The 25995-nt window shown below is 64.3% G+C and carries 19 protein-coding genes, 2 tRNA genes and 1 pseudogene; 15 read left to right on the plus strand and 7 right to left on the minus strand.

Annotation, left to right across the window (positions count from 1 at the left end; genetic code table 11):
• Positions 1 to 87 precede the first annotated feature (87 nt).
• Entirely contained in the window at positions 88 to 969 is an 882-nt protein-coding gene (locus tag AC1L34_RS07805) for a LysR family transcriptional regulator (RefSeq protein ID WP_424323267.1), read from the plus strand.
• Positions 970 to 1100: 131 nt separating this feature from the next.
• Positions 1101 to 1364, plus strand: a complete 264-nt coding sequence (locus AC1L34_RS07810; protein WP_424293736.1) for a GlsB/YeaQ/YmgE family stress response membrane protein — start codon at positions 1101 to 1103, stop codon at positions 1362 to 1364.
• 112 nt (positions 1365 to 1476) lie between these two features.
• Here the strand turns inward: AC1L34_RS07810 and AC1L34_RS07815 are convergent.
• Positions 1477 to 1549: transfer RNA gene (locus AC1L34_RS07815), tRNA-Lys, on the minus strand.
• Positions 1550 to 1683: 134 nt separating this feature from the next.
• Positions 1684 to 1905 carry a DUF3618 domain-containing protein gene (locus AC1L34_RS07820; RefSeq protein ID WP_424294310.1) on the minus strand — a complete coding sequence of 74 codons (222 nt, stop codon included), beginning with the start codon at positions 1903 to 1905 and terminating at the stop codon, positions 1684 to 1686.
• Between the two features lie 137 nt (positions 1906 to 2042).
• Here AC1L34_RS07820 and bcp point away from each other — a divergent pair, with 137 nt between their 5' ends.
• On the plus strand, positions 2043 to 2516 hold the full coding sequence (gene bcp / locus AC1L34_RS07825) for a thioredoxin-dependent thiol peroxidase (RefSeq protein ID WP_424294311.1): 474 nt from the start codon (positions 2043 to 2045) through the stop codon (positions 2514 to 2516).
• A 23-nt stretch (positions 2517 to 2539) separates the two neighbouring features.
• Positions 2540 to 3193, plus strand: coding sequence for a TetR/AcrR family transcriptional regulator (locus AC1L34_RS07830; RefSeq protein ID WP_424294312.1), 654 nt, complete (start codon positions 2540 to 2542; stop codon positions 3191 to 3193).
• 161 nt (positions 3194 to 3354) lie between these two features.
• Here AC1L34_RS07830 and acpS read toward each other — a convergent pair whose 3' ends face one another.
• A complete protein-coding gene (gene acpS, locus AC1L34_RS07835) occupies positions 3355 to 3750 on the minus strand; it encodes a holo-ACP synthase AcpS (protein ID WP_424295117.1) in 396 nt (131 codons plus the stop codon).
• Positions 3747 to 12992, minus strand: coding sequence for a fatty acid synthase subunit beta domain-containing protein (locus tag AC1L34_RS07840; protein ID WP_424323272.1), 9246 nt, complete (start codon positions 12990 to 12992; stop codon positions 3747 to 3749). The genes acpS and AC1L34_RS07840 overlap by 4 nt, the downstream gene beginning before the upstream one ends.
• Positions 12993 to 13324: 332 nt before the next feature.
• On the opposite strand from AC1L34_RS07840, the gene AC1L34_RS07845 reads away from it, so the two are divergent.
• The 4 genes from AC1L34_RS07845 (at position 13325) to AC1L34_RS07860 (ending at position 15823) form a co-directional block, all read left to right on the plus strand.
• On the plus strand, positions 13325 to 14119 hold the full coding sequence (locus tag AC1L34_RS07845) for an LppX_LprAFG lipoprotein (protein ID WP_424323268.1): 795 nt from the start codon (positions 13325 to 13327) through the stop codon (positions 14117 to 14119).
• A 28-nt stretch (positions 14120 to 14147) separates the two neighbouring features.
• Positions 14148 to 14567 (plus strand): DUF4189 domain-containing protein, encoded by a 420-nt coding sequence (locus AC1L34_RS07850; RefSeq protein ID WP_424293707.1) that lies wholly within the window; start codon positions 14148 to 14150, stop codon positions 14565 to 14567.
• An 84-nt stretch (positions 14568 to 14651) separates the two neighbouring features.
• Positions 14652 to 15077: an HIT family protein gene (locus AC1L34_RS07855; protein WP_424295305.1), complete on the plus strand. Its 426-nt coding sequence runs from the start codon at positions 14652 to 14654 to the stop codon at positions 15075 to 15077.
• Positions 15074 to 15823: an SIR2 family NAD-dependent protein deacylase gene (locus AC1L34_RS07860; protein ID WP_424295303.1), complete on the plus strand. Its 750-nt coding sequence runs from the start codon at positions 15074 to 15076 to the stop codon at positions 15821 to 15823. The genes AC1L34_RS07855 and AC1L34_RS07860 overlap by 4 nt, the downstream gene beginning before the upstream one ends.
• A gap of 144 nt (positions 15824 to 15967) precedes the next feature.
• On the opposite strand, the gene AC1L34_RS07865 is transcribed toward AC1L34_RS07860, so the two are convergent.
• Positions 15968 to 17749, minus strand: a complete 1782-nt coding sequence (locus AC1L34_RS07865) for a DEAD/DEAH box helicase (protein ID WP_424295301.1) — start codon at positions 17747 to 17749, stop codon at positions 15968 to 15970.
• 139 nt (positions 17750 to 17888) lie between these two features.
• Here AC1L34_RS07865 and AC1L34_RS07870 point away from each other — a divergent pair, with 139 nt between their 5' ends.
• The 5 genes and pseudogenes from AC1L34_RS07870 to AC1L34_RS07890 all read left to right on the plus strand — a co-directional run bounded on the left by AC1L34_RS07870 (position 17889) and on the right by AC1L34_RS07890 (position 22986).
• The gene (locus tag AC1L34_RS07870) at positions 17889 to 19676 is read left to right on the plus strand and encodes an AMP-dependent synthetase/ligase (protein ID WP_424323269.1); all 1788 of its coding nucleotides are present in this window, start codon (positions 17889 to 17891) and stop codon (positions 19674 to 19676) included.
• A 172-nt stretch (positions 19677 to 19848) separates the two neighbouring features.
• A pseudogene (gene opgC, locus AC1L34_RS07875) lies at positions 19849 to 20043 on the plus strand (OpgC domain-containing protein); the annotation flags it as partial.
• Between the two features lie 49 nt (positions 20044 to 20092).
• Positions 20093 to 21046, plus strand: coding sequence for an OpgC domain-containing protein (gene opgC, locus AC1L34_RS07880; protein WP_424323270.1), 954 nt, complete (start codon positions 20093 to 20095; stop codon positions 21044 to 21046).
• The gene (locus AC1L34_RS07885) at positions 20964 to 22184 is read left to right on the plus strand and encodes a trans-sulfuration enzyme family protein (RefSeq protein ID WP_424323273.1); all 1221 of its coding nucleotides are present in this window, start codon (positions 20964 to 20966) and stop codon (positions 22182 to 22184) included. Before opgC (AC1L34_RS07880) ends, AC1L34_RS07885 begins: the two co-directional genes overlap by 83 nt.
• Positions 22185 to 22359: 175 nt before the next feature.
• Positions 22360 to 22986, plus strand: a complete 627-nt coding sequence (locus AC1L34_RS07890) for a LysE family translocator (protein ID WP_424293809.1) — start codon at positions 22360 to 22362, stop codon at positions 22984 to 22986.
• An 11-nt stretch (positions 22987 to 22997) separates the two neighbouring features.
• Here AC1L34_RS07890 and AC1L34_RS07895 read toward each other — a convergent pair whose 3' ends face one another.
• The gene (locus tag AC1L34_RS07895; RefSeq protein ID WP_424293810.1) at positions 22998 to 24500 is read right to left on the minus strand and encodes a DUF7782 domain-containing protein; all 1503 of its coding nucleotides are present in this window, start codon (positions 24498 to 24500) and stop codon (positions 22998 to 23000) included.
• 32 nt (positions 24501 to 24532) lie between these two features.
• Here AC1L34_RS07895 and AC1L34_RS07900 point away from each other — a divergent pair.
• Positions 24533 to 24617, plus strand: a tRNA-Leu gene (locus AC1L34_RS07900).
• 159 nt (positions 24618 to 24776) lie between these two features.
• Positions 24777 to 25208 carry a VOC family protein gene (locus AC1L34_RS07905; RefSeq protein ID WP_424296108.1) on the plus strand — a complete coding sequence of 144 codons (432 nt, stop codon included), beginning with the start codon at positions 24777 to 24779 and terminating at the stop codon, positions 25206 to 25208.
• A 10-nt stretch (positions 25209 to 25218) separates the two neighbouring features.
• Here AC1L34_RS07905 and AC1L34_RS07910 read toward each other — a convergent pair whose 3' ends face one another.
• Positions 25219 to 25977 (minus strand): siderophore-interacting protein, encoded by a 759-nt coding sequence (locus tag AC1L34_RS07910; protein ID WP_424322224.1) that lies wholly within the window; start codon positions 25975 to 25977, stop codon positions 25219 to 25221.
• Positions 25978 to 25995: the final 18 nt, after the last annotated feature.

The following is a 25995-nucleotide window of genomic DNA, read 5'->3' on the forward strand; positions in this document are numbered from 1 at the left end:
CTCTGGCAAATGACTGGATCTCTACTCAACCGCGTCAACCACCGGTTTGGATATGTCATTGATCTGTTTTGTTCATATAATGCTGGAATGGAGTTCCGTCAGCTCGAATATCTCGCCGCCGTCGCCGAAACCGGCGGCTTCTCCAAGGCCGCGACGCGCTGCTTCGTCTCACAGTCGGCGATCAGTCATCAAATAGCCTCGCTCGAACGCGAACTTGGCACCGAACTGTTCGATCGGTCCACCCGGCACGTCGAACTGACCGAGGCTGGCAAAGTACTCCTCCCCCGGGCTCGCGAACTCCTGACTTTGCGAGATGACGCGATTGCTGCCGTCCTCCCGCGACCGAACCAAGTCCGTATAGCCGCCAACATGTCCTTCGCCGGGGCGGCCCTGGCTGCGGTGTCCTCGATTCACGACCGCCATCCCGATGCCGAAGTCGACTTCCTCATCAAACCCTTCAATCAGCGCATCGCAGCCGTCGTATCGGGAGACGCCGACCTGGCGTTGGTGCGCGGCAAACTCCCCGTCGACAATCCCGACGCGAGTCAGCTGTACTTGGACCCCCTCTGGATTGAGCAACCGGTCGTGGCTTTTAGCCCACGTCACCCACTCGCCAAACTAGGTCGGCCACCATCGCCCACCGAACTTGCCGAGTACCCCTTACTACTTCCACCCGTCGACAAGCAGGTCCTCTTGCACCGCCTAACCGAACGGGTCTTCACCAAGGCTGGCGTTACCGGAACGCTCGGCCCCGAGATCCGCGACGGCCACCCGGTCTCATTCGACCTCGTCAATCAACCCGAGTCCTGGACAATCCTCTACGACGACCTCAAGCAGCCCGGAATCATGTGCCGGCACAATCCGGCCTTCACCCTGACGGTATCGGCAGCGCTGCGCAGCGACGCTGCCCCCAACCCCCTCGTCGCGGACCTGCTCACCGAATTGTCTGGCGGCTACCGACGTTCGTGACCAGTCATCGCCCGACAATCGCAAATCGCGCAGCGAAACTGTGTCCGATCCAAACAAATATGCGGCAGGATGGCGCGTGTGGGGATTGGCCCCACCGGGTCCACACGGGCTCTTGAGAGAAGGGCGAAACTATGTTGCCACTCGGATTCTTGGGTTGGATCATTATCGGCGGACTTGCGGGCTGGGCCGGCAGCAAGATCATGGGCACCGACGAGCAGCAGGGCATCCTGATGAATATCGTCGTCGGTGTTCTCGGCGGCCTCGTCGGCGGCATGATCTTGGGCTTGCTCTTGGACGTCAATTCCGGAGGCTGGATCTTTAGCTTCGTCACGTGCTTGCTAGGCGCAATCCTGCTCCTCTGGATTTACAAGGCAGTCAAGGGCCGTACCACCTAGGCCAATCTCCGGCGCACGCAATCATGCGTTCTGGGAACTCCCAGATTGTTGACATCAAGCGCTCCAGCGACGAAAAATCCCCTCCCGAATTATCGGGAGGGGATTTCTCTTGTGCGCCATCAGGGACTCGAACCCCGAACCCGCTGATTAAGAGTCAGCTGCTCTGCCAATTGAGCTAATGGCGCCTGGCCTTGCTGCATGCCGCGGCGACGTGGTCGCTGCGGCCTTGCGGGGAAAACATTAACACCAAGTTGACCGAGATGAAAAATCGGCTGGTCGCAGGCGCTTTTGCTGGTCCCGCTAAGCAGACAGGCGTCCGTCAGCGGAAGATCTTGCGAACCACCACCAGCGCGACGAGTACGCCAACTCCCACCAAGCTGTACTTCACCGGCGGCGTACTAACGAGAGCGACAGCCTTGACCTTGGCGTCGTCGGCCAACCGCTGCGGGTTTGCCCGATCAACCAGCTGATCAAGCGTTCCCGCCAGCTCTTCGCGAGCCTTCGCGATTTCCTGCTCGATGCGATCGGTTTCATTAGCCACTGCAAGTCCTCCGTCTTCGTCCAGCCTGTCCACAGGCGGTCACTTACGTGCGTGCGGCACCGCTAAAGCACCGGACACAACACAACGGTCTGAGCCTACAGAGTCGCGACGGGTTCCGAATCCGATAGCCTGGCCATATGTCTGCAGATGGACGACTTTCGGTCGGAGACAAGGCCCCCTCATTCACCCTTCCCGATGCATCGGGCAATCCCGTGTCGCTCGCTGACTATGCGGGCCGCAAGGTGATCGTGTACTTCTACCCCGCCGCGATGACGCCCGGCTGCACCAAGCAGGCGTGCGACTTCCGCGACAACCTCGCCGAACTCAACGGGCAAGGCATCGATGTCATCGGCATCTCCCCCGATAAGCCCGCCAAGCTGACCAAGTTTGTCGAGCGCGACGAACTGACCTTTCCGCTCCTTTCCGACCCGGACAAGGAAGTCCTCACCGCGTGGGGAGCGTTCGGCGAAAAGAAGCTGTACGGGAAGATCGTTAACGGCGTCATCCGGTCGACGTTCCTGGTGAACGAGGACGGCACCATCGGTGCCGCGCAATACAACGTGCGCGCCACCGGTCACGTGGCCAAGCTGCGCCGCGACTTGTCGATCTGACCCGGTAGATACCTCACCCGCACATGACCGATACCAATTCGGCCGAGCCACTCGTTCCGCGCAAGCGTCCCACGCAGGAACGCAGTCGGCGAACCTTCGACTCGATTTTGAACGCGGCACGCGAGGTGCTGATCGACGTCGGATTTGAATCGCTGACGTGCGAGCAGATCGCGACGCGCGCCGAATTGCCCATCGGCACGATCTATCAGTACTTCGCCAACAAGTACGTCGTCGTGTGCGAATTGGATCGGCAGGATTCCAGCACGGTTCGCGATGAGTTAACGGCGTTCGCGTCGGAGATTCCGTCGCTCGAATGGCCGCAGTTGCTTGAGAAGTTTCTCGATCACTTGGCCGAACTGTGGCAGAACGACCCGTCTCGTCGTGCCGTGTGGCTGGCCGTGCAGTCAACGCCAGCCACACGTGCGACAGCGTCGATCAACGAACGGATCCTCGCCGAACAGGTGGGCCGGGTGCTGGCGCCGCTGACGCCGGATCAGCGGGAACGTCGGGCCATGATGGCGCAGTTCCTGGTCCACACGGCGTTCTCACTGCTCAGTTTCTCCGTGCAAGATGGTCACGATCATGACGAGATCGTCCAAGAACTCAAGCGCATGCTCGGCCGGTATTTGCTCCTTGAAGAGACACCCCGGACGCACCCGTCGGTCGAAGGACCTTAACAGTCGCCCAGGACGGTCGGCCCTAAAGTGGCATCTTTTGCTCGTCGGATCGCCACTTTTCTGTCACAAAGCGTCGTCGAACGTCGACCAGACCGTCACCGATCGCAGTGATCGGTGACGGTCTGGTCGAATCGTGACAGAAAAGGGGAACTTGGGCGGACCTAGTTTCGGTCCTCGAGGATGGCGACGGCCGCGGCCATGTCGCCGTCGTGGGTGAGGGAGACATGGATGTCCAGGCCGGACAAGGCCTGGGCTATGTCGCCGTGCAGCCTAATCCGTGGCCGACCGTGTGCGTCGGTCTGGACTTCGACGTCGTGAACGGCCGTCTCCGGCAGTAGCGGCGCCAAACCGAACCGGCTCGACGACCATGCCTTAATCACCGCTTCACGGGCCGCCCAGCGGGCCGCAAGGTGCCTGGCCTCATCGCCGGTCCGCTCCGCCGAGTCCCGACGCTCGCCCACACTGAAGTGCGCGCCAAACGTCGAGCCCGGGGTGCGGAGCTGCTCGGCGAACTCAGTCACCGACACCAAATCAATCCCGACTCCGACAACGCTCACAGAGCGCAACCGTTCGCCCGATACTCACCGTTGACACCCAAGCGGCTGTTCGGATCCAGCAGCAGACCAGCCTCGACATCGTGCTCGTCGCCGTCACCCAGACGACGATCTGCCGGACGCTGGTACACGGCGTCGCCACCGCACATGGCCTCCAGCAGACGCTGGCGGCCATCACGCAGACGCGTCGCGCTGCGCTCACGGTAGATCTCACGCTCGGACTCGCTGAGCGTTGCGATGAACGCCTCCGGGTGGACCACGGCGATGAGACCCGACACGTGACCGAAGCCCAGCGACGTCAGCAGACCGGCCTTGAGCGGGAACCGCTCCCCCATCCGCAGGGTTTCACGCGGCCACACCAGGTGCGGGTACTCGCGCATCTTCTCATCGACACAATCGAGGCTGCGGTTCGGCGGAATCACGCCATCGCGGAGCACCTGGCACAGGCCAATCAGCTGGAAGGCAGCGGCACCACCCTTAGCGTGACCGGTCAACGACTTCTGCGAGACAACGAACAACGGGGCACCCGTGTTGCGTCCAATCGCCTCAGCAAGACGCTCGTGCAGTTCCGACTCGTTCGGGTCGTTGGCGCGCGTCGAAGTGTCGTGCTTGGAAACCACGGCGACGTCGTCGGGGCTCACACCCAGCGCCGACAGCGAGGTAGCCAGCGGCGATGCCTTCTGACCGCGAGCCGCGCCCAGGGCACCCAGACCCGGTGCCGGGATGGACGTGTGGACGCCGTCGCCGAAGCTCTGGGCCCATGCGACCACGCCGAGAACGGGCAAGCCCAGTTCCGCGGCGACATCGCCGCGAGCCAGCAGCACGGTGCCGCCACCGGCCGATTCGACGAAGCCACCACGACGACGATCGTTGGCGCGGGAGAAGCGACGGTCGTCGATCCCCTTGGCCGTCATCTTCGCCGAGTCGGCAGTGGCCGACATGTCGCCGAAGCCGACGATGCCTTCGATGCCGAGGTCGTCGAAGCCGCCAGCCACTGCGAACAGTGCCTTGCCGAGACGGATCTTGTCGACGCCCTCCTCCACCGAAACGGCGGCGGTTGCGCAAGCGGCGACCGGGTGAATCATGGCGCCGTAGCTACCGATGTACGACTGCACGACGTGCGCGGCAACCACATTCGGCAGGGCTTCCTGCAGGATGTCGTTGGCCTTCGACTCGCCGAGCAGCGTGTCGACGTACAGGGACCGCATGGACGTCATGCCACCCATGCCGGTGCCCTGCGTGTTGGCAACCAGACCGGGGTGCACCCAGCGCATAAGCTCCGACGGCGAGAAGCCGGCGGTGACGAAGGCGTCAACGGTGGCGACCAGGTTCCAGAGCGCGACGCGGTCGACGGACTCGGCCATGTCGGGCGAGACACCCCAGCGGACGGGGTCGAAGCCGGTCGGAATCTGGCCACCGACGGTGCGCGAGAGGCTAAAGCGGCGCGGGACGCGGATCTCGGTGCCCGCCAGACGGGTGACCGTCCAATCGCCGGTTTCGGCGTTCGGTGCGATCCGGGTGCGGTCCGGGTCCGACGAGATGAACTCGCGGGCGGCGGCCTCGTTCGGCACGGTGAAGGTGAGGTCCTTGTCCAGGAACACCGACTCCAGCAGCGGCGACGTGGCCTCAACCATGGCGCCCTCGTCGGCATAGCGGCGGATGCCGCAGCGTTCGACGACGGTGTCGTGGTAGCGGTCGGCGATCTCCGATTCGGCGACGGGGTCACCGGACTCAACGTCGTACCAGCCTGCCTTGGGCGTCTCTTCCCAAGTGATCAGGCCGATGCTCCATGCGAGCTCCAGCACACCTGCGGCCGAAAGCTTCTCGTCGACCTCCATCTCGAAGCGGGTGCGCGATGAACCGTAGGGGCCCACCTCACCCGCACCGACGATGACAACGAGGTCTTCGGGACGCGAATCCAGCTCGGGCCATGCGTGTGCGAGGGCAACATCGGCGCGGGCCGGGGCAGGCAGCGCGGCGACGGTGACGCCGTCTGCGGCCTCGAGAATCTCCTCGGCCTCTTCGACAACCTCCAAGGCTTCCGCAGCAGCGGCCGCCTCGGCAGCCAGCGCACGCAGGTCGATGGTCTCCGGGTCCAGCCCTGCCGTCAGGTCAGCAATCAACGGTTCACTCACCGCAGCGGCTCGAGCGTCGTTAGAGCAGAGGTTGACCAGTGCCTCGGCCATCTCGGGGGTGCTCCACGTCTTGACGCCTGCAGCCTCAACCGCGTCGACGAGACCGTCGTTGTGGCCCATGAGACCGGTACCGCGCACCCATCCGATGAGTGCGTGGGCGAGGGTGGTGCGCTGGTTCCACGACTCCTCGGCACCCCAGCGGGTGACGAGGGCGTCGAGCGCGGCCTTCGCTTCGCCGTAGGCACCGTCGCCGCCGAACATGCCGCGGTTCGGCGAACCGGGCAGCACCACGTGCAGGCGGGCGGCAATGTCGTGATCGGCACCGATACCTGAAAGACCGGCGATCAACCGCTCCACCGACCACAGCAGCACCTTCATTTCCAGTTCAGCGCGCGAACCGGCGTCGGTGAGGTCACCGGCGACGCGGGGTGCAGCGAACGGGAAGAGGATGGTCGGCCGCATGACCGGCTTCACCACCGCGGTGCTGGCACCGAGGTTTTCGGTCTGCTCGCTACCGAGCCAGTCGACGATGCCGTCAACGTCGCCGTAGGAGGCGAGGTTGGCCGGGATCACCCAGAGTGCGGCGTCATGCCGAGCGTGCGTGCGGTAAAGCTCCTTGTAGAACGCGAGGCGGTCGTCATTCAGACGCGACGTGGTCGCGACGACGGTCGCACCGCCAGCCAGCAGTCGACCGACCACCGATGCGGCGATCGAGCCCTTGGAGGCACCGGTGACGACAGCGATGTCGTCGGCGAACTCGCCGGGCTCGGGCTGCTGCGCCGAGTGCGCGATCGCCGCGTAGACACCTGCGTGCTGGTGCATCCCGAGCGCGAGTGCCTTGCCCTGCCACCAGGTGGCGTGCTCAGCAACTTGCTCTCCCGCACCGGCCATCATCGTGGACAGTTCCTCGTGGCGTGCGTGAACGTCGTCTTCCGCCTCGAGCCACAGCCGTGCCAAGTCTTCGCGGGCGCTGGCCCACCGGTCGTCGAGCAGCACTGCGCGTTCCTCGTCGAAGGCCGGTGCTACGGTCCGCTGCCAGTCCGAGCCGAGTTCACTGCTGACCAGGTCCGCCAGGGCGGCGTTCGGGTCCTCGTCCACGCCGGAGGCGTCGACGATGTCGGTGAGGCCGAGCTTGCCGAGGATGGTGTGCGCGGCCTGCGCCAACACACCATCGGGGCCGGTGATCTGGTCGGTGAATTCGCCGAGCGCGGCAGCATCGACAGTGCCGCCGGCCGCCGAGGCGGCAGCGGGCAGTTCCACGGCGATACCGCGGGCTCCACCGACGCTGCGGACAGCGCGGTCAATCAAAGCATCGAAATCGGCTGCCGAGCCAACGCCACCGTCGAGGAGGTCACCGAGGTCACCGCCGCGAACGCTGACGCCTTCGCGGGACCCGAGGGCCACCGCGACCAGCGTGTGCTTGGCCCAGCCGTCACCGAGTTGCCACGCGTCGGTGACGCGATCGGTGATGTACGAAGCGCGCTTGCCGATTGGTCCGACGACCTTGCGAATCTGGTCGCTGACGGCGTCGGTGAGCACCTCGCCGAAGGGCTTGTAGCCGCGTGCCAGCGTGTTGACGGTTCCGGCGAGGGCACCCATGTCAGCTTCGGCTGCACCGTCGATGGCACCCAATCCGAGTTCGGTACCGACGTCGAGCAACAGCTGGTTGCGGCGTGAGGACACGCCGTCGCACAGCGACTCGATGGTGTCGGCGGGGCCGATCTGCGCGGGCGTCATCTTGGTCCACAGGGAGATGACTGCGCGGACCGCGTCGGCCGGGCCGAAGGCGATGTCATCCGGGCGTGGGCCGGCGGCCGCTGCCGGGGCCGGGGCGGCGGCGACGGGGGCTGCCTGGGCTGCGGCCTGATCGGCTGCTGCGGGCGCTTCCTCGACGACGTCATCCTCGACCGGCTCGGGTGCGGAGTCTTCTGCGCGCAGCACCGCGGCATCGGACTCGACGTTCAGCACCTCGGCTGCGGCCGCCTCGTAGTTGGGCAGTTTCAGTGTGTTGCGAGCCAGACCGCACAGGGTCGGCGCGTTCTTGACACCCACTTCCACGAACCGGTCCATGCCCAAACCGCCGTCGGCGACCGGCGTGAACAGCAGGTCCTGCGTCTCGATCCAGCGGACCGGGCTGGCGAACTGCCAGGCCAAGAGCTCGATGAGGAGAACGCGGGTCAGCTCGGACGGTCGTGCCGCCCAGGCGTCCCATTCGGCCAGAACCGCGTCGAGCGGATCGGAGGGCACGAGGCCGGCGATCTCGGCGACGAAGTCACGGCTGAGATTGAACAGGCGCGGGACCAGGTTGGGAATGTAGCGGCCGACCAAAATTTCGGGGTCGATATCGGCGGGCAACAGGTCTTCGAGCTTGCCGCGGAACTCCGGCACGCCTGCACGCAGAACGGTGGAGTGGAACGGCACGTCGATGCCCGGGATCACGATGAAGGCGCGCTTGCCACCAAATGCGGCGACGCGTTCGACGATCTCGGCTTCGAGGAGTTCAAGGCCGCGGACGGTGCCTGCGATGGCGTACTGCGAGCCGAGGAGGTTCAGGTTGACGACCTCCAGGAACTCGCCCGACTCGGCCATAATCCCGCCGACGAAATCCTCGACGTCGGCGTCTTTGAGTCCGAACTGACTCGGCCGGATTGCGGCCAGGCGGTAGTCGGAGCGTCCGTTGCTGTCACGCGGGACCAGGTGGTGCATGGCCGAACCGCGCTGGAAGACGACCTCGAGGACGGCTTCCAATGGCAGCACTCCAGCGCAAGCAGCGAGGGCGTTGTACTCACCGACCGAGTGGCCACAGGTGATGGAGTCTTCAACAAACGAACCGGATTCGCGAAGTTCGGCGACCTGCGCGACGCCGAGCGTCGCCATCGCGACCTGGGTGAACTGTGTCAGGAACAGCACCCCGTCCGGGTGGTGATAGGTGACGCCGTCGGCGATCAGCGTGGTCGGGTTGTCGCGCACGACAGCCAGAATCGAGAAGCCGAGAGCCTCACGGGTGTGCTTGTCAGCGCGGTCCCAGATCTCGCGGGCGGCCGCTGAACGCGACCTGGCCTCCAGGCCCATCCCCTTGTGCTGGATACCCTGACCTGGGAACGCGTACACGGTCCGCGGTGCGGCAAGCAATGCCGTTGCAGCCATGACCAGTTCGCCATCGACCTTGGCGGTCAGTTCGACGGTCTCACGACCGTTATCCATACCAACGCGATCGATGCGAATGTCGACGGTGTCGCCGAGGCGCACCATGCCGAGGTATCGAGCGGTCCAGCCGATGATGGCACGCGGTGCGGGCACCGGGTTCTCCGCGTCTGCGGCAGCGACGATCTGCTGGGCGGCGGCTGAGAGCCACATGCCGTGGACGATCGGGTCGCCGAGGCCAGCGAGACGGGCGGCCATCGCGTCGGTGTGAATGGGGTTGCGGTCGCCGGAGACAACGGCGAAGCCGTTCATCCGTGCGGGCGCGGTGATGGTGGCGGCGCGCAGGAACTTACGAGTTCCGGCGTGCTCGTTGGCAGCGGCACCGCCGGCGCGGCTCGGATCGGTCAGCGAGGCGCTGCCGGTGCGGCCACGGATAGCGAAGCGTTCGCGGAGCACAGCGATGGCGGTCTCTGCCGAGTTGACCTGAACCTCAACGTCGACAACGCGACCCACGTCGGCGTCGGTAACACCCATCAGACGTGCCGTCACCGTGAGTTCGGTGTCGGTGGCGGGGATGGTGCCGAGCAATTCGACAGCGTGATCGAGGTGGACGAGGTCCAGAAGTCCCTCGACGACGGGCAAACCATCGGCGGTACGAGCGGCACCGATGACGCTGAAGACGCTGGGCCAGCACGCCACGACGAGCGTGTCGGGAATGGCAAAACCGTTCGGCGAGGCGGGGGTGGTCGCGATCAGCGAACCGGGCAGACCGGCGGCGGTGGCACCGCTGTGGTCGGCGACCGAGTCGGCCTTCCAGGCAACGGTCGAGGTCACGACACCTTCGACGGGCTCGGCGAGCGCACCGCCAGCAGCGACGGTGAGGAGCTCACGCATTGCATCGGCAGCACCGGCAGTCGTGATCCGCGGGCTACCGCCGTCGACGGCGCGGAGGTCACCGGTGAACGGAATGCGGAGGATCGATCCCGAAACCGGAACAACCAGGTCGAGCCGGATTTCGTCGTCGGCCGTCTCGGCCTCCGGAACGAACGCGATCATCGCGCCGCTGGAATGCTCGGCGTACTCGCCGTCGAAGATGTTCCAGGCATCGCGATCACCCAACAGTGCGATCGGATTGCGGACCTGGCGGCCAGCCCAGAGCACGTCTTCGGCCTCAATGAGGACGCTCAGCGGTCCGGCGGAAGGCACCAGGTCGCGGTTGCGACGCGCAGCGACCACCTGTGCCTGCTCGCCGGCGGCGCGCAGATCGGAAGTGACCTTGGCTTCGAAGCGATTCAGCAGATCGCCGACCGGTTCGTCGACCTCGGTGATTCCCGCGACGGCCACGGTGCCCGGAATAATGCACACCTGATCGGCGGTGTAGCGCGAGTCATGCGCCTGCCACAGCGAATCGCTGCGGTACCAACGACGAACGTCCTTGTCGATGACGGGGACAAAGTTGACCGGCTTGCCGGGCGTGCGGCACTGGTCGAGGAAGAAGGCGACGTCTGCCGGGTGCAGGATGTCGACCTCGATGGCGGGATAGAGCTCCGCCAATTCGGCGATCGTGGCGTGCGGGTTCGGGAAGTCGACGCCGAATGCGGACGTGAAATCACCTGAGTCGAGATCATTCATGCGGGCTTCAGTGCGGCGCAGAAGTTCGACGAAACGCTGCTCCCAGGTGATGTCGGCCCACGGCAGCGGAGCCTGCTCCTCACCGACGGACAGGTCGGCGAAGCGATCAAGCCATGCACGGTAGGTCATGGTGGCGACATCGCCGAAGTAGGGCTTGGCGGTGCCATCCAATGCGGCGATGATTTCGTCGCGACGTTCAGCGACAGCCTCCGCGTCGCCCGCGACCTCGTCGAGGAGGCGACCGGTACGGGATGCGGTGTTGTCGATCTCGTGGATGTCGGCACCCAGCTGGCTGCGGCCCGAGGCCATGCCCGCCTCGGCGTGACCGGCACCAATCCAGGTATCGCAGCCCTCGGTGTCGACCAGCATCTGCTTTACCTCGGGAGCCGTGGTCGCTTCGAGGGTGGCCATGGCTGCGGTGCCGACCAGGATGCCGTCAAGGGGCATGAGTGGGTAGCCGTGCTTGGTGGCCCATCCACCGATCAGGTATTCGCTGGCGCGCTCGGGAGTGCCGATACCGCCACCAACGCACAGCACGACGTTCGGGCGATCGCGCAGCTCGGCGTAGGTAGCCAGCAGCAGGTCATCGAGGTCTTCCCACGAGTGGTGGCCGCCTGCGCGACCGCCTTCAACCTGCACGATGACCGGGAAGTCCGGGACCTGCAGGGCAATGCGCACTACCTGGCGGATCTGATCGACCGTGCCGGGCTTGAAGGCCACGTAGTGCAGACCGGCCTCGGTGAATTCATGGACCAGGTCGACGGCCTCATCGAGTTCGGGGATGCCTGCGGTGATGATGACGCCATCGAACGGCGCACCCTTGGCGCGGGCCTTCTGCACCAGCTTCTTGCCGCCGAGCTGCAGTTTCCACAGGTACGGATCCAGGAACAGGGAGTTGAACTGCACCTGGCGGCCAGCGTCGAGGAGTTCCTCCAGTCGGGCGATATTGTCGGCGAAGATTTCCTCGGTGACCTGACCGCCGCCAGCCAACTCGGCCCAGTGGCCGGCATTGGCTGCAGCCGCGACAATCGCGGGATCGACGGTGGTCGGCGTCATGCCTGCCAGCAACATCGGCGAGCGGCCGGTGAGACGAGTAAAGGCAGTGTCGACCACGGTACGACCGTTGGGCAGACTAACCAGTCGAGGAGCGAAGACCGACCACGGGCGCGGCACGTCAGGTGTCGACCCGGGGACGAACAGGTTGCGCTGACCGCCACGGGTCGCAGCGGCAATCATGCCGACGCCCTGGCCGCGGAGAGTCGGGGCCGACAAGCGGGAAGACAGGTCGGAGGGGCCGAGATCGATGAGCCAGCGGGCACCCGAGCTGACGACGTCACCCACGTACTCCACCCAGTTCACCGGGTCAACGAGGGTGGCTGAGGCGTAGCGGCGAACAAACTCGACGTCGAGTCCGCAACGCTGCGCCCAGTCGGCGGCGAGTTCAACGGCCGGTGCCAAGTCGGGGTGGTGGAACGGGATGGTGACATTGAGGTCTTCGATGACCGGGGAGAAGGGGCTGCCGCCGGTGACCTTGCGCTTGCGCTCATCGGCCTCGGCTGCGGCACGCAGTTCGGCGAGAGCGGCGAAGCCAGCCAGGTGACGGGGCGAACCGGAAACGACAACGCTACGGCGAGAGTTGATGATCGCGACGGTCGGCAGGCCCGTGGCGTCTGCCGGGCGCGCGGCGTTGTACTCGGCGACCAGGTCGGCGACGGCCGCAACACTGGCACCGGAGACCGAGATCATGGGTGACGCGTCACGGGTGCCGAGAAGGCCACCGCGACGGGCAACGACAGTCGCGGCGGCGCCGATCAGTTGGGCGACGGCGACGAGGTCCGCTTCAGCAACGGTCGGGAACTGACCATCGCAGGCGACAGCTTCGGAGGCGATGATGCCCTGCGAGTGACCGATCACGGCGCTCGGCGGCAGAACCGTGGTGTCTAGCCCCTGCTTGCCGAGGTTAGCGACGGCGGCGAGCTGGGTCAGCAGGATGCCGGGCAGCGATACCAGCGCGTCGGCGAGCGCGGCCTCACTGGGGGTTTCGAGGTCTTCGTCGTACGCGCGGATCCACTCCAGCGGCGCGAAGCGGTCGCTGCCTGCGGCGGCGAGCTCATCTGAAACCGGAGCCAGCGTCTCCTGTGCGCGCGAGACGATTGCCGCGATCGACTGACTGAGATCTGCGTCGGTCACCAATTCGGTGAGGGTCGGCAACCATGCGCCACCCTGGCCGCCGAAGCAAATTGCGTAGCTTTCGCCAGCCGCGAGGCTGTCGAGCAAACTGCCGGAATCGTTCGTGTCTGTCTTTTGGCCGGTGCGGTGCTGGTCGAGGGTCACATGCTCTCCTGTCGATGCGTCGCGTCGGTCGAGACCGTCGCTGGAACTAGCCAATTCTGACACAGAAACGTGAGGCTTCCCTCATGTTTACCCTGACGCCCGGGTATACCCGCTGGTAGACCAGGAGGTAACAGCCCCAGCCAGCGGTGAAAGAATTTTTCGTGAGGGTCGTCACAGTGTTTTCACGGAGGGCTCGTCATCTACTTAATCGACGATTTCCACGCATATCTCGGATTCCACGGTAAGTTTCCGACCAGGGAAAACGCGACAGTAAATTTCGGGCATACCCCGAAGCAGCACTGGAGCGAGGACAACCAGGAGGAACCCTTTTCATGAAACGTTCAAAGCGATTCGCGATCGCCTCAGCAGCCGCTGTCGTCGCCGCCGCCGTCGCCCTGACGGGATGCTCCAGCAGCGACGACAGCAGCACCGGTACCCCGGCATCCGACTCCGGTGCCACCAGCACCTTGAATGCCGCGGCCGATGCCACGGCCAACCTGACCGGAGCCCATCTGGTCATTAACGTCGAAGGTTCGCTTCAGGGACTCAACGCCTCGGAAGTGACCGCCGATATCTCGACCAAGCCCGAACTCGTCGGCGAGGGCACCGCCGTTCTCAACATGGGCAACAAGAAGGTCGACGCACCGTTCGTCTTCGTCGATGGCCACATGTACGCCAACGTCGACGACAAGGGCTTCCTCGACTATGGCGAAGGCCGTTCGATCTACGACATCTCCAAGGTTCTCGACGCCGAATCAGGTGTTCCGTTCATCTTGCGCAACATCAAGGGCGCCAAGGAAGCCGGTTCGGAAAACATCGACGGTACTGACACCACCAAAATTACCGGCACCATCGAGGCCAAGGATCTCTCCGGCCTGACCGGCACCTCACCGCAGGCCAAGGGCCTGGACTCGGAAATCCCGGTGACCGTCTGGATCACGAAGGACGGCAAAAACAACGTCGCCCGGGTTTCCTCGGAACCCGCCGAAGGTGCGTCGCTCACGATCAACCTCAGCGAGTGGGGCAAGACCGTGACCGTTAAGAAGCCGGCCGACATTAAGTCGCCGAGCCAGAAGCCGTCGCAGGCACCGAAGTCCGGCGAACCGACCCGCAACCCGGTCGGCTAAGTCGCCACCCATCAGAGAAGAGAAGACCATGAAGATTCGTTCAAGCAAGAACGGCGCTAACCGAATTCGACGCTCTCTCGCGACCATTGCACTGGTGGGCGCGGGCCTCGGAGCCGCATTGACGGTCCCGTCGGCGATTTCCCCGGCCCCGGCCAATGCCGCCAACTATTACGGTGCGATCGCCCTGTCGCCGAGCACCGGCGCAACCGGCCGCGCACTCGACTACCCCGACTACTCGAGTGCATCTAACGCAGCACTGTCGTGGTGCGGCTACACCGACTGCAAGGTGGTCGTACAGATGCGCAATGCCTGCGGCGCTATCGCCAAGGGTTCCGCATACTGGGGTTACGGGTGGGCCGCGGACCTGTACACCGCGCAGTCCAACGCCCTGTACTACTCGGGCGGCGGCTACGTCTACGACTGGGCTTGCACCTCCGGCCACCAGTAGGCCAGCGGCAACCAGAACCGGAACGCCGGGTCACCGAAAGGTGACCCGGCGTTCTTGTTGCGTCGCGTATTAGGCTCTTGAGTCATGTCCGACTGCATCTTCTGCGCCATCGTCGAGGGCACCGGTCCCGCCCACATCGTGTACTCCGACGACGACGTCGTCGCGTTCCTCGACATCTCCCCCGTCACGAGCGGCCATACCCTCGTGGTGCCCCGTCGCCATTCCTCGGGATTAGCGGACTTGGACCCCGCCATTGGCGGCAAGGTGTTTGCCGTAGGACAGCGGATCGCTGCGGCGATGCGGTCGGGGGCCATCGGTGCCGACGGGGTCAACCTCGCGATGAACGATGGTCGTGCGGCCTTTCAGAGCGTTTTTCATTCGCATCTGCATGTGGTTCCTCGCCACACTGGTGACAAGGTTAGTTTTGTGAAGGGCTTCCTGACCCGACGCGCCCGCGACCTCGAGACGGTGGCCGCGAGCCTTCGCGAGGCCGTTGAGTCGCAGCCGTGACAGTCCGCCCGAGCCGCGCCGACGTCGCCCGCGCCGCAGAACTGATTCGCGACGCCGAGCATGTCTGCTTCTTTTCGGGTGCTGGGATGTCCGCCGAGAGCGGCATCCCCACCTTTCGCGATGGCCTCACCGGGCTCTGGGAAAACTACCGTCCCGAAGACCTCGCCACCCCCGAAGGCTGGCACCGCGACCCGGACCTGGTGTGGGGTTGGTACCGCGATCGCGCTACCCGCCTCCGAACCGTGCAGCCGAATGCTGGCCATCAAGCGATCGCCGAACTTGGGCGCCGGATGAGGGCCGACGGCCGCCGGGTCAGCATTGTCACCCAGAATGTCGATGACCTCCACGAGCGTGCCGGGTCAATGGTTGATGCACATTTGCACGGCAGCCTTCTCGGACCGCGCTGTGAATTCTGCCCCTACCGCGGCGAGCCAGACCTGTCGCTCGCTGCCGTGCGACCCTCGTGCCCCAAGTGCTCAAGCAGTCTGCGCCCGAACGTGGTGTGGTTTGGCGAAGTGCTGCCCGAGAACGAATGGACTGCCGCGTCCGCCGCAATCGAAGGCTGCTCCCTGCTGGTGATCATCGGAACCAGCGGTGTCGTTCATCCGGCGGCAGGGCTGCCGATGCTCGCGGCCGACGCCGGAACCCCCATCGTTGAAGTGAATCCCGTCCGTTCAGCACTGACCGACCTGGCGACCGTACATTTGCCTTCCACCGCCGCCGCCGCACTTCCCGACATCATCTGACCACGCACCGAACTCGGCAGTTAACGAACTGCCAACGCTTGGCTCGCTCGTCGACTTGGAACAGCCGTCCCGGAGCGGTAGTGCCGCCAGAGAGTAGAACGGCTCCCGATACCGAAGCATCGGGAGCCATTCCTTGTGCGATTTCTAGCGACCGTCGCGTCCGCGACCGGCAACGCGCGAGGAGCGCTTACCGAAGTTGTCGCCACCACTCTTGCGGTAGCCGCCCTTCCGACGCTCGTCGGTCCGGTTGCTCCCGCCACGACCGCGCGGTGAGCCCAGGTCGGGGCGCAAGTCGATCGGATTGCGACCGATCTTGGTGTGCTTGAGCATCGCGAGGGTGCCTGCATCAAGATCGTTGGGCAGTTCGACGAGGCTGAACTCGTCGCGGATGCTGATGTTACCGAAGTCGCCTCGTGAAAGGCCACCTTCGTTGGCAATCGCGCCAACGATCGCTCCCGGCGACACCTTGTGCTTGCGACCAACTGCAATTCGGTAGGTCGCAAAGTGTCCGCCCTTGCTTCCGCGCGGTGCGCGCTCGCGATGGTCATCGCGTTCACGTCGTGCGCCGGCTGGCGGATCGGGCGACATTAGGAAGCCGCCATCGCGCGTCTCGAGTGCGAGTGCCGCGGCAATATCGGCCATCGCGACGTCGTTCTCCCGGGCGTAGCTCTCCACCAGGCCGCGGAACAGGTCCAGGTTGTCCGACGCCAGGTTCGAGGTGATCGAATCGGCAAATTTGGCCACGCGCTGGGCGTTGACGTCGTCGACGCTCGGCAGGTCGATCTCGGTGAGGTCCTGGCGGTTATGACGCTCGATCGATCGCAGGAGGTGCCGCTCACGCGGTGAGACAAACAGCAGCGCGGTTCCCGAGCGGCCAGCGCGACCGGTACGGCCGATGCGGTGAACGTACGACTCGACGTCGTGGGGAATGTCGTAGTTCACGACATGGCTGATGCGATCGACATCGAGGCCACGAGCGGCGACGTCGGTAGCGACGAGGATGTCGAGCGAGCCGTCCTTGAGCTGGTTGATGGTCCGCTCACGCTGGGCCTGCACCATGTCGCCGTTGATGGCCATCGCGCTGAGACCGCGCGAACGCAACTTCTCGGCCAGCTCTTCGGTGGCCGACTTGGTCCGGACGAAAACGATCATCCCGTCGAAGTCTTCAACCTCAAGGACGCGCGTCAGCGCATCAAGCTTCCGCTGGTGCGAAACCTGCAGGTACTTCTGGGTGATGTTCTGCGCGGTCGCCGTCTTGGCCTTAACGGTGACTTCTTGCGGGTTATTCAGGTACTTACGTGCCAGACGGCCAATCGCCGCAGGCATCGTCGCCGAGAACAGTGCGACCTGCTTTTCATCCGGGGTGTCGGCGAGAATCCGCTCGACATCCTCGGCGAAGCCCATGGTCAGCATCTCGTCCGCCTCGTCAAGGACAAGGTATTCCAGTTCTGACAGGTCGAGGGTGCCCTTGTCGAGGTGGTCGATCACGCGACCCGGAGTACCCACGATCACCTGCGCACCGCGACGCAGTCCGTTGAGCTGAATTCCGTAGCTCTGGCCACCGTAGATCGGCAGGACCTTCACCTCTGGCATGTGCACCGAGTAGCTTCCAAAAGCTTCGGCGACCTGCAGTGCCAGCTCACGAGTCGGAGCCAGCACGAGTGCCTGAGGCTTTCGCGCTTTGGTGTTGAGCCTGGTCAAGATCGGGATGGCAAACGCGGCCGTCTTACCGGTGCCGGTCTGCGCCAGGCCGACGACGTCGCGGCCTTCCATCAAGGGAGGAATCGTGGCCGCCTGGATGGGCGAAGGCGATTCGTAGCCCAGGCCATCAATCGCCTTGAGCACTCGAGAATCGATTCCGAGACCGTCGAATCCCGGAACGTCGACGGAATTCTCGGCGGAACTGCTGTTGTCTGATTCGCTCATCGGCGAACATTCATAGTCATCGGCTGTAGATAGTACCCCGTTTAGGCCCTGTGATGCTGCTCACTGAACCGTGGGGTAGGGTTTCGATAGCCCGGGCAGTTAGACGAATCTGGGAATCCGTATCTAAAGGGGCCGCACCATGCAGGAGTTCACGACTCCATCAGTCAAGTCCGTCGACGAGAACGCCACCACCATCACGGCGGTTCAAAATTATCGGAAAAACCGTCCAACGATGCCGCTATTGCGCCGTCGCACGGAATCCGGTCAATGGGTCAACGTCACCGCCGCAACCTTCGCCGAAGAGATCGATGCGCTGGCCAAGGGGCTAATCGCGTCGGGAGTCAATCCAGGCGACCGCGTTGGCCTCCTGTCGTCCACGCGCTACGAGTGGACGATGTTCGACTACGCAATCTGGCGGGCGGGGGCTGTCACCGTCGCGATCTACGAGACCTCCTCCCCTGATCAGGTGGAGTGGATCCTCACCGATTCCGGCGCGACGATGCTCATCGTCGAAACCCCGGCAAACGCGGCGACGCACGCCGAAGTGATTTCGAACGCACCGGCGCTCAAAGAGACGCTGGCAATCGAAGATGGCGCGGTAAACGAGCTCCGCAAGCGCGGCGCGGACGTTCCGGATTCGGCTCTCGACGAGCGCGAGGCCAATTCGCGAGCAAGTGACCCGGCAACGCTGATTTACACCTCGGGCACCACCGGCCGCCCGAAGGGTGTGGTCCTGACGCACGAGAACTTCCTGGCCGAGACCATCGCCAGTGCAGTCGCCGTCGGCAACGGCCTGGAGGAAGGCAAGTCGACGCTGCTGTTCCTGCCGCTGGCACACGTGTTTGCGCGCGTCGTCGCCGTCGGTTGCATTGAGACAGGCGTGATCCTCGGACACACCAACGACATCGCGAACCTGATCCCCGACCTGGCTGTGTTTAAGCCGAACTATGTCCTGTCGGTCCCGCGCGTGTTCGAAAAGGTTTACAACACTGCCGAACAGAACGCGAGCGACGGCGGCAAGGGCAAGATCTTCGCGAAGGCGGTCGAAACGTCCATCGCGTACAGCCAAGGTATCGAGTCCGGCAACATCGGTTTGGGCCTGAAGCTGAAGCACTTCGTGTTCGACAAGCTCGTCTACACGAAGCTGCGTGCGGCACTCGGCGGCAACTGCGAAGGCGCCATCTCCGGTGGCGCACCGCTCGGTGCGCGCTTGGGCCATTTCTTCCGCGGCGCGGGCATCCCGATCTTCGAGGGCTACGGCCTGTCGGAGACGACTGCTGCCGTCACTGCGAACAACGAGCAGCACAGTCGTATCGGCTCGGTCGGTCAGCCGGTTCCCGGCGTCACCATCCGAATCGCCGACGACGGCGAGGTTCTCCTCAAGGGCCCGATGATCTTTAGCGGGTACTGGCAGAACGAAGCGGCGACTGTCGATTCCATCCGCGATGGATGGTTCCACACGGGCGACATAGGTCGCCTTGAGGATGGATTCCTGTTCATCACCGGGCGCAAGAAGGAAATCATCGTGACGGCGGGCGGCAAGAACGTGTCGCCTTCGCAGCTCGAAGACACCATCCGTGCGCACCCAATGGTCAGCCAGTGCCTGGTTGTCGGCGACAAGAAGCCATTCATCGCCGCGCTCATCACGATCGACGCCGAAGCTGTCCCGGGCTGGTTGGAGCGTCATTCGCTGCCTGCTTCCACCCCAATTTCGGAGTTGCTCAACAACGCGGAGTTGCGGGCCGAGATCGACGAGGCAATTGCGGGTGCCAATGCGACCGTGTCGAAGGCCGAGGCAATCAAGAAGTATGAAATCCTCGATACCGACTTCACGATTGAAACTGGTGAACTGACGCCGACGTTGAAGCTGAAGCGAAACGTGATTCACGAGACGTACCAGCAGGCAATCGCCAGCCTGTACACGTAAGGCCCCGGGAGGTGAGAAGGCAATCATTCCTTCGCATCTCTCCTACGACGGCGCATCGGACCTCGGTTCGGTGCGCCGTCGTTCTCGTTTAGCTCCGCGGAGGCCAACGGGGGCGCTGTCGGGGGGTCGCGACCTCGCGGTCGACGCCACTCGCGGTGTCGCCATCTGGAGCATGATCAGCCTGCATTTTTCGGCGGGCACCATCGCCGCCCGGCCAACTCATCTCTTTCCGTATGTCGACGGCATGAGCGCCTTTGTGCTGCTGTCGGGGCTGGTTCTTGGGATCGTCTACCAGCGGTGGATCGGTCGGTTCGGACTCGGCTACGCCTATCGCCGGATCGGAAAGCGGCTGTTTGTCCTGTACCTGTGTCAGCTTCTGATTTCGCTGGCCGCGGTGGCGGCGTCATACCTCGTCGATGCCCGGACATTTCGTCGGCTCGCCATCTTGCCGCCGGGCCCATCACTTGGGGACCAAACTCGAGTGGTCGTTCACGCTCCGGTACCTGCCCAGCGGCGGCAACATTCTGCTGCTGTATCTGATCCTGATGGGTCTGGCTGCGCTGATTTTGCCGATCATGGCTCGACGGCTGTGGCCGTTGGTCCTCGGTGCGTCGTTGGTCCTGTTCGCCGCGACGATGATCTGGCCGACCGGCACCCACGGGACCGGCCCAACAACCATCCAGTCATTTCCGGGCGGACCGCCAATTCAGAATTGGGCGGCCTGGCAGGTGCTGTTCATTCCTGCGCTCGTCATCGGCTGGAAATGGGATGCGTGGCGCGTCCCTGAACGCATCGATCGCTTCCTCGCCCCGTTGCTGATGGTCACCCTCATCGTCGGTATCACCGTCGAGGATCTGATGATGATGCCGTCGCTCCGACCGCACTTGGTGCTGCTGGTCGACAAGGTCGACCTCGGGCCCGTTCGCGCCGTGCTGGCATTCCTGGTGGTGACCTGCGTGTACGGCGTCTTCCGGGTCGTCCTACGCTGGTTACGTCGCGACCTGCTGCGGCCGCTGGTAGCCACCGGTGCCCGCAGTCTCGACTCCTACGTGTTGCAGGCGCTGTGCTTGCTCGCCGTCCCGACGTTGATCGTCGACCGCCCGTGGAAGCCGTCTCTGGCCGTTGCCATAGCGGTGGCAGTGTTCGCGGCGTGCTGGGTGTGGGCGGAGATCCGAACCCGGCTGGGCGTCGACAAGTTGCATCGCGCGCCGATGCTGCTGGCCGCGTCCGTCCAACACGCGTGGGTATCGTCCCGGAACGGAGGCCTTAAAGATGGCGAGCAGCGAGATGAACCGGCCGGACAAGCTCAGGCCGGAATCGATCGGCGAACGGACGTTGAGCGTTCACGGCGGGAATCACGCCGAGGGTGAAGGCGCGGCGATCCGAGTGCCGATCATCATGGCGAACTCCTATCACCTGCCGCCGGACCCGTCGACGATGGACTGGTCGAATCCCGAGCACCTGACGTACACCCGAAACACCGGGATCAATCAGATCGCATTGCAGGACAAACTATGCGCCCTCGAGCACGGTGAGGACGCGGTGGCGTTGGCATCCGGGGTGGCCGGATTGCACGCGGTGTTTTTCGGGCATGTGTCGGTCGGCGATCACGTGGTGGTCTCTGACACCACTTACGAAGCGACCTACAAGTTGTGGACGTCCCTGCTGCCGCGCAAATATGGGATCGAGGCAACGTTCGTCGACATCACCGACCACGAGGCGGTGGTCGCCGCTATTCGTCCCAACACCGCACTCATTGCCACCGAGGTGATTGCGAATCCGACCACGAAGGTCGCCGACATTGCGGCACTGGCCGCGATCGCCGATGAGCACAACATCATCTTGATGGTCGACTCAACATTTACCCCTCCTCCCCTGTACCGCCCGCTCGACGACGGCGCGGGCCTCGTCGTGCATTCGTTGACGAAGTACATCAACGGTCACGGCGACGCGATGGGCGGCGCGGTAATCGGTAGCGCCAAGCTCGTCGATCCGATCCGGTCGGAGGCGATGGTCGACGTCGGCGGCGTGATTTCGCCGTTCAATGCGTGGCTGATTATGCGCGGTTCGGTGACTCTCCCCCTACGCTTGCGGCAGCACCAGGAGTCGGCGTTGGAGTTGGCTCGATTCTTGGAGGCTGACGACCGAATCGCGTACGTCGCCTATCCGGGACTGGAGTCGCATCCACAGCACGAGTTGGCCAAACGCCAGTTTGGCGACGGTTCGCGCGGCATGGGTGGCTACGGCGGCATCATGGCGTTTGCGCTGAAGGGCGATCCCGCGCTGCAGAACCGCTTCGTCAACGACTTGAAGGTCATCACCTCGGCGGTATCCGTCGGACACGACGAGTCGCTGATTGTGCACGTCGGTACCACTGGTCCCCGCGTCGCTGCCTACCCCGAAGGTTTCCGCACCTATGGCCACTTGCGCTTCTCCGTCGGCCTAGAGGACGTCGAAGACCTGAAAGCCGACCTCGCCGCCGCCCTCGACTCCGCCACCGGGCGTTAGCCCCCCAACCCCCACCCCCGGCCCCGGCCCCGGCACCGGCGCGTTCTCGCATGATGCGTCGATTCCCGCACTATGTCAGACGTAGTGCGGGAATCGACGCATCATGCGAGAACGCGAAAACTGGGGTGCGAGGGACGAATTTCGACGATGCTGTCGCACCACTTACGATGGCCGAATGTTGTCGTCTGTCGCGTCGTTTACCGTCGCATCCGCGCTGTTGGTTCTCCTTCCGGGACCTGACTCGCTGGTCGTGATGCGCGGGATTGCCAAGGGCGGCAAGGCTGGCGGGATCCGGACCTCACTCGGTGTGCTCTGCGGACTGCTCGTTTGGATCGTCGCCGCCGCACTCGGCCTGTCCGCGATTCTGCAGATGAGCGAGATCGGCTACGAAATCCTCAAGGTCGTCGGAGCCTGCTACCTCGTGCTTCTCGGTGTCCAGACACTGCGGTCCATCCGCAAAATCCGGAACGACGCCACCGACGAGGCCACCAATGCGGACACCGGCGCGACACGCCCGGCAGGTTTCCTCACCGGCTTCCTGACCGACATCTTGAATCCGAAGATCGGTGTCATGTTCATTACGCTTCTGCCGGGCTTTGTACCGTCGGGCTACTCCGCGACCTGGACCACGCTGGCCTTTGGCGTCATCTTCCTTGCCCTCACCGCCATCTACTTCGCGGCGCTAGTTCTTGCCGCTAACCAGATCAGTACCTGGATGGCCGCGCCCCGAATCCGTCGACGCATTGACCTGGTGACCGGCAGCGTCCTAATCGGCTTCGGCATTCGGTTGGCCACCGAGTAGCGGGGCCCGCGTCAGTCGGCGCGGTACAGAATTCCGCGGCCGATCGCCTCGCGGATCGACGGCATCGCAGCTTCGGCGAGCGCCTCCGGTGCGACGCCGTGGAAGTCGGCAAGCAAGGAAATCAATGCGGCGAGTGGCACTACCCCACGACAGCCAGCGAGTAGCGAGGTCAAAACCTCGTCGACGGGCAACACCGCGCCCGGACCGCCGGGGCGAGTAACAGCGGCACCGACTTGCTGCCAACCCTCATCCCCCGGCAAGGCTTGAGTTTCGAGGAACACCGGCGACGTCGACAGTCGCGCCGCGAGAAGGTCGGCATCGGAGTTGATGCGCAGAAAGTCGCGGCGAGCAAAGAACGCTTGGGCCTCGAAGCCGGTCACCTCCTGACCGGCCGCCGTGATCTCTTCGATAACGACATCGGCAGGGCGGCTCTCGATGGGCTTGCGGAACATAATCGACCCCATCCCGATCGCGACGATGCCCTCTGCCTCAAACCAGTCGAGCCAACGCGCACCGCGCTCGGCGGCGTCGACGACCGACTCCCCGGCGTCGGAAACCCACAGCGACACATAACTGATCGGATCGGCCAGCTCACGCTGCACCACCCATGCATCCAGACCGGTCGACTCCACCCACGACCGCACGCGTTCGTCCCATGCGTCGACGTCGCGCACCACCCAGTTCGCGAGAATCTGAGCGATACCGCCGGGGTTTAGGTGGTCGCCGATCTGCTCGATGAGCTGGCGGCTGATGTCGTCGCCGACCATGCCGGAGTCGCGGTAAATGTAATCCTGCGCACCGGTACCCACCACGAAGGGCGGGTTGGAGACGATGAGGTCGAAGGTGTCACCGGCCACCGGATCAAACAGGCTCCCGTTCCGCAGGTCCCAGTCGAACCCGTTGAGGCGAGCGGTGGCAGCGGCGAGCGCCAAAGCTCGCTCGTTGGTGTCGGTGGCGACGATGCGGTCGCAATGCGACGACATGTGCAGCGCCTGCACTCCACACCCGGTTCCGAGATCGAGGGCCGACCCGAACGGAGTGCGAATCACCGCTTGCGCCAACGACATCGAAGCGCCTCCAATTCCGAGGACGTGGTCGTGCGCGACCGGCCCCGGCCGCATCGAGGCATCCTGGTCGGCAACGACGAGGTAATCGCCCGAGTCGCTGCCATGCGGCCGAATATCGAGCACCGCACGGACACCGCCCTCGGTGGACTCAATGACCTGCTGGTCTAGGAGTGCCTCGACGTCGACCTCGGGTAGCGCCGCCGCCACATCGTCCGAGGTCTCGGTGGCCCCCAGCAGGAACAGTCGGATCAGCGTCGCGAGCCGAGCCTGATCCGCAACTGCCCGACGTGTCTGACGCAGGGCTGGCCACCACACGCCGGATACGAGCGCACGACTGGCGTCGTCGCCGAGCAAGGCGTCAATCCCGTCCGAGGAATAGCCTGCGGCACGCAGGCCAGCGCCCAGCGCGTCAACGAATTCCGGCGAGTCCAGAGGGTAGCGATTCACCGCCTGAGCGTACCGGTAGAGTGGCAGTGCACGCGCGAGTGGCGGAACTGGCAGACGCGCTGGATTTAGGTTCCAGTGTCTTCGGACGTGAGGGTTCAAGTCCCTTCTTGCGCACCACGGTGACGAGCCGCGACATTGCCCAGGCAATGTCGCGGCTCTTCTCGTTTCAACCTCTCGGTACAGATCACCGTGCAGTTGCCCGTCGGACTTCGCTGCGCAGTTCGCGTCGCTTCCGAAGCTCGGGTCACAATTGGTCACCGGGAGCATAATCGGGGCATGCCTTTCACCCCGCTTGGCCTCTCGCACGTCCGCCTCACCGTCACCGACATTCACCGCTCGCGTGCCTTCTACGACGCTGTGTTCGGCTTGCCCATCTACGCCGAGGTGCCGGCCGACGCTGATGCGGCGACCAGGGAGAAACTGTCGTTCCTGTTCGGCGGAGTGCTGTACCAGGTGGGCGACAATCTCCTCGGACTCCGACCGGCCCCGGCGGGGAGCCCCGCAAACGACCGCTTCAGCGAGAATCGCGTCGGCCTCGACCACCTATCGTTGAACGTCGCCGACCGGGCGGCGCTCGACGATGCCGTCGTCACACTGGATGGGCGCGGCATTCCCCACGAGCCAATCAAAGACATCGGGACCGCTTGGATACTCGAGTTCCGCGACCCTGACAATATTGCGCTCGAACTTTTTGCGATGAAAAAGTAGCCGACTCGCGTTAGCCGTCGACCTGCTTCCCCATCGCTCGTCCCGCCATCCAATAGGCCTGCGTGTGCAGAGTGCGCTTGTTCTGTTCGTGATGCTGTGTGAGCACCTTCTTCGCCAGTCGCGTCGCCTTTGACTCCGCGGTGACCCAGGTGTGCCAGCCGCGGTAGTCGTGCGGGTCGATTGCTTGCGCCAAGGCACGCCGATCCGGCGTCGAAGGGACCCAATCGACCGTGAGCCCGGAACGATGGGGAATCGCCAGGTCACGGTCGTCGTCGTTGAGATACTCGATGACAATTTTGACCGGAATCCCGTCGGCCACGTTCTCGGCGACAGTGCAGATTGCCGGCCAGGCTGCCACGTCGCCCAGGAGGAGGTAGCCGAGCGGTGCTTCGTCGCCGGTTGCGAGGTCGTAGCCGTTGCCACCGAGCCTGGTCACCAGAAGTTCATCGCCGACGGTCGCACTCTGCGCCCACTTCGACGCTGGTCCAACGGGGTCGTGGACGAGGAAAAAGATCCCGAACGTACCTGCGGCCGGGTCGGCGTCGATCAGGGTGTACCCGCGTTGGTGGTATTTGGGTCCGCCGTCGAGGTCCGGGAACCACGCGCGGATCCACGCGGACGGCTTTTCGCCGCCGGCGTGGAGGATTTCGTCGCACTGGAAATCGATCCGAACGACGTGCTCGGTGACCCACCGGACGCCCACGACCGTCGCCGGATGATTCTTTGCCCCGAGGGCGCGCAGCATTGCCCCTTGCAGTCCCTTGCCCATGCGAATCCCATCATCTCG

It is taken from the genome of Gordonia sp. 34D, from assembly GCF_056682775.1.